At 39.9% G+C, this 4,344-nt stretch carries 4 protein-coding genes; all 4 read right to left on the bottom strand.

The annotated features are described in order from the left end of the window. Positions 1–235 precede the first annotated feature (235 nt). Positions 236–1,582, bottom strand: coding sequence for an acetyl-CoA carboxylase biotin carboxylase subunit (accC, locus tag QNK26_RS06340; RefSeq protein ID WP_319221616.1), 1,347 nt, complete (start codon positions 1,580–1,582; stop codon positions 236–238). Positions 1,583–1,606: 24 nt separating this feature from the next. Continuing rightward, positions 1,607–2,053, bottom strand: a complete 447-nt coding sequence (gene accB, locus QNK26_RS06335) for an acetyl-CoA carboxylase biotin carboxyl carrier protein (protein ID WP_319221615.1) — start codon at positions 2,051–2,053, stop codon at positions 1,607–1,609. Between the two features lie 29 nt (positions 2,054–2,082). Continuing rightward, a complete protein-coding gene (aroQ, locus tag QNK26_RS06330) occupies positions 2,083–2,535 on the bottom strand; it encodes a type II 3-dehydroquinate dehydratase (RefSeq protein ID WP_319221613.1) in 453 nt (150 codons plus the stop codon). Positions 2,536–2,789: 254 nt separating this feature from the next. Beyond that, positions 2,790–4,344, bottom strand: a 1,555-nt coding sequence (locus tag QNK26_RS06325) for a protein-disulfide reductase DsbD (protein WP_319221612.1), incomplete at its 5' end; no start/stop codon positions are given.

The raw sequence follows: 4,344 nt of genomic DNA, 5'->3' as shown, positions 1-4,344 counted from the left end.
GGTTTTTCTATTTGTTGGGTCATAGGAATAATCGCTTAATGGCTATTAATTCATTTTACCTTAAATGGTAATTAATGGAAAAGTGAATATTTAAAAAGTAATCAAATTTAAGCAATAAAAAACCCTGCAGGAGCAGGGTTTTAAAAGAGTGATAAATAGATCCCGAATCAAGTTCGGGAAGACGAAATTAGATTACGTCGGTTTCTATTATTCACTGTCTCTTATTCGCTTTCTATTATTCGATTTCAGCAAGTTTCTTTTCAAGGTAGTGAATGTTCGCACCACCTTTAGCAAAACCAACATCATTCATAATATCTTCTTGCAGAGCGATATTCGTTTTGATGCCATCAATTACTAGCTCATCTAAGGCGTTTTTCATGCGAGCAATTGCTACTTCACGAGTTTCACCGAAAGTGATTAACTTACCAATCATAGAATCATAATGTGGTGGTACTGAGTAATCAGTGTAAATGTGTGAATCCCAACGAACGCCATTGCCACCAGCAGGGTGGAAGCGTGTAATTTTACCCGGTGAAGGGATAAATGTACGAGGATCTTCAGCATTGATACGACACTCAATAGCGTGACCAGTTACTTTGATATCTTCTTGCTTGATTGTTAATTTTTGACCTGAAGCAATACGTAATTGCTCTTTAATCAAATCAACACCAGTGATCATCTCTGTTACCGGATGCTCAACTTGAATACGGGTGTTCATTTCTATGAAATAGAACTCACCGTCTTCAAATAAGAATTCAAATGTACCGGCACCACGATAGTTGATCTCGTTACAGGCGTTACAACAACGGGCACCAATTTGGGCTCGTAGCTCTTCAGTAATACCTGGGGCTGGCGCTTCTTCAACAACTTTTTGATGACGACGTTGCATTGAACAATCACGTTCAGCTAAATGAATTGCTGAACCTTGGCCATCAGCAAGAATTTGAATTTCAACGTGACGAGGGTTTTCAAGGAACTTTTCCATGTAAACCATATCGTTGTTGAACGTATTCTTTGCTTCAGTTTTAGTTAACGCGATTGACTCTATTAAGTCGCTTTCGTTACGTACCACACGCATACCACGACCACCACCGCCACCAGAGGCTTTGATGATTACCGGGTAGCCAATACGACGACCATGAGCAATACTTGCGGCTTCATCATCTGTAAGAGGGCCATCCGAACCAGGCACACATGGAACACCAGCGGCTTTCATTGCGGCAATCGCCGAAACTTTGTCACCCATTAAACGGATGCTATCTGCAACTGGACCAATAAATGCGAAACCTGAGTCTTCAACTTGCTCGGCAAAATCAGCATTTTCAGCTAAAAAACCATAACCAGGATGAATCGCGTCTGCGTTAGTAACTTCTGCTGCAGTAATTAAACGTGGAATGTTTAAATAGCTGTCTAATGCTGAAGCTTTACCAATACAAATAGTTTCGTCTGCTAATAAAACGTGTTTAAGGTTTCTGTCAGCAGTTGAATGTACGGCTACGGTTTTGATACCTAGCTCTTTACATGCACGTAAAATACGTAATGCAATTTCGCCACGGTTGGCGATAACTACTTTCTTTAACATGGAATTAACCTTTTAATATTGGGCTTATTCAATAATGAATAGCGGTTGGTCAAATTCAATTGTGTCTTCGTTGCTAGCAAGAATTTCTTTGATAGTACCAGACTTATCAGCTTCAATTTGGTTCATCATCTTCATTGCTTCGATGATACATAAAGTGTCACCAACATTTACGTGTTTACCAACTTCAGCGAATACTGGAGATTCTGGCGACGCAGCAGAATAGTATGTGCCAACCATAGGAGAACGAACAACATGACCTGTAATTGCTGCAGGGGCTGCTGGAGCCGCTGCTGCAAGTGGAGCTGCTGCCGGAGCTGCAAGAGGAGCCGGAGCTGCCATTTGCATAGGAGCTGCTACCATTTGAGCGCCACGACTGATTCGAACTGACTCTTCGCCTTCAGAGATTTCTAGCTCGTTAATGCCTGACTCTTCAACAAGTTCGATTAGTTTTTTGATTTTACGAATGTCCATTAGTACACCTTAGTAATGTTTATTTTATGTTATTTAGTTTTGATTAGTGCTTTATGCGCAGCTGTTAGAGCGAACTCATAACCCTGTGCGCCTAAACCACAAATAACCCCTTCGGCAATATCCGAAAGGTAAGAATGTTGGCGAAACTCTTCACGCTTATGCACATTTGATAAATGAACCTCAATAAATGGAATGCTTACCGTTAATAAAGCGTCACGCAAGGCAACACTAGTATGGGTAAAAGCCGCCGGATTTATAATGATAAAGTCCACTTGTTGATATGCTTGGTGAATCCTTTCAATTAATTCATGCTCTGCATTTGATTGCAGGTGCGAAATATCTATTGATAATGCTTCAGCGGTTGATTTGAGGTTAGTTAATATGTCGGCTAAAGTTTGAGAACCATAAATTTCTGGCTCACGTTTGCCTAACATGTTTAAGTTAGGACCATTTAACACTAAAACTGTAAACTTTGCTGTCATTTGCCGCCAAATCCGTTGAAATCATTATTATTGAATTTATTATTACATAATATTTAGTATGCAGGTATAACTGCGTACAAATTATTACATGATTTTTCAAATGTCAGCACATTATAGCTGTTTTCGCAGACAATAGCAGAAAATACTGGTCTAATCAGTACAAGTCGTTATTCGATTCGCACAAAAAAGGAGCTAACGCTCCTTTTTGTTAAACATTAAAACAACTGTTTGCTGATTAACTAATCAAGCAGTAATTAATTAAATAGTTTTTCAATATGTTCGGCAAAGTCTTGCGCTTCCATAAAGCCCGTCACTCTTTGTTGGTCTAACTCATTGCCATTTTTATCAAAGAATAAAATTGACGGTAAACCAAAGACTTCAAAATGCGACATTATTTCTACGCTTTGATCTGAGCCGGTGTCGGTTAAATCAATCTGTATTAACACCGTATTATGCAAAGCTTGCTGCACTGCTGGGTCAGGGAATGTGTATTTTTCAAACTCTTTACAGGCAATGCACCAGTCAGCGTATAAATCGACCATTACTGTTTGCCCCGCTGCATTTGCTTTAGCCACTTGTTGATTAAGCTGCTCTAGTGAACCTACGTGGATAAACTCTTTATGGCTGGCTGCTTGTTGAGTTGCAGGTTTGCCCATAATGGTGTCATAAGCAAAGTTTGCTGCGAAAAACATCATGATAAAAATGATCATGGTGCGTAAGCCGTAACCTATGGTTGCCGGTGATTTACGATTGTCGTTATTAACCATATAAAAGTAGGTGGCGGTCACTAATAATAAAGCCGCCCATAATAAGTTCGAGACAATCGTTGGTAAGAATCGTTCGAGTAAAAATACTGGTACGGCGAGTAATAAGAAGCCGAAAATGTTTTTGATCACATTCATCCAGTTGCCCGCTTTTGGTAATAATTTGCCACCGGAGCTACCAAGTGCTAATAACGGTAAACCCATACCAAGGCTTAAAACATATAACGCTGATGCGCCAATAACTATGTCGCCGGTTTGGGCAATATAAAGTAGCGCGCCAGTAAGTGGCGCAGTGGTACAAGGTGAGGCGACTAAACCTGATATAGCGCCCATTATAAATACCGACACTAGTGAGCCACCTTTTTGACTATTACTCATGGCAGATAATTTATTTTGCCAAGCTGAAGGTAGGGCTAAATTGAACACGCCAAACATTGACAGTGCTAAAAATATAAACAGTACACTCAGTACTATTAATACCGCGGGGTGTTGAAATGCGGCTTGAAACTGTGCACCAGCAAGCGCAACTACTATGCCTAAGATAGTGTAAGTAATCGCCATACCTTGGACATAGGCCATCGATAAGGTAAATGCTTTACGAGTTGTTAGCTTCTCACCTTGACCAACAATTATGCCGGTTAAAATAGGGTACATAGGAAATACACAAGGCGTAAATGATAATAAAATACCTAAGCCAAAAAACGATAATAACGTCCAAAGTAAACTGTTGCCTTCAAGCATCTGGGCTAATTCATATTGTTGACTTACCGCGCCGTTATCATCAGCAACAGATGTATCATCGATAGTCGTTTTTTCAGTATTTATGGCGGAGAGGATTGCTGATGACGTTGCATCATTTTGTTGTTTAATTAGGGCTAAGGGGATCAAGTGCTTGGTTGGTGGATAGCATAAGCCTTTTTCAGCACAACCTTGGAAGGTAAGTGTTAATTCACCATTGGCGTTAACTGACGTTAGCGGAACCGTAAATTTAACTTGTTTGTAGTAAACTTGCTGAATGCCAAAATATTCATCTTCATGATCTTTA

Origin of the sequence: Moritella sp., assembly GCF_033791185.1 — a bacterium.
GTDB lineage: Bacteria > Pseudomonadota > Gammaproteobacteria > Enterobacterales > Moritellaceae > Moritella.
Note: the sequence above shows the minus strand (reverse complement) of the source record. Positions and strands in the feature narration are given on the sequence as shown.

Coding starts and splice junctions, on each gene's coding strand:
- accC (WP_319221616.1), bottom strand. CDS start 1,582: ATGTTAAAGAAAGTAGTTATCGCCAACCGTGGCGAAATTGCATTACGT.
- accB (WP_319221615.1), bottom strand. CDS start 2,053: ATGGACATTCGTAAAATCAAAAAACTAATCGAACTTGTTGAAGAGTCA.
- aroQ (WP_319221613.1), bottom strand. CDS start 2,535: ATGACAGCAAAGTTTACAGTTTTAGTGTTAAATGGTCCTAACTTAAAC.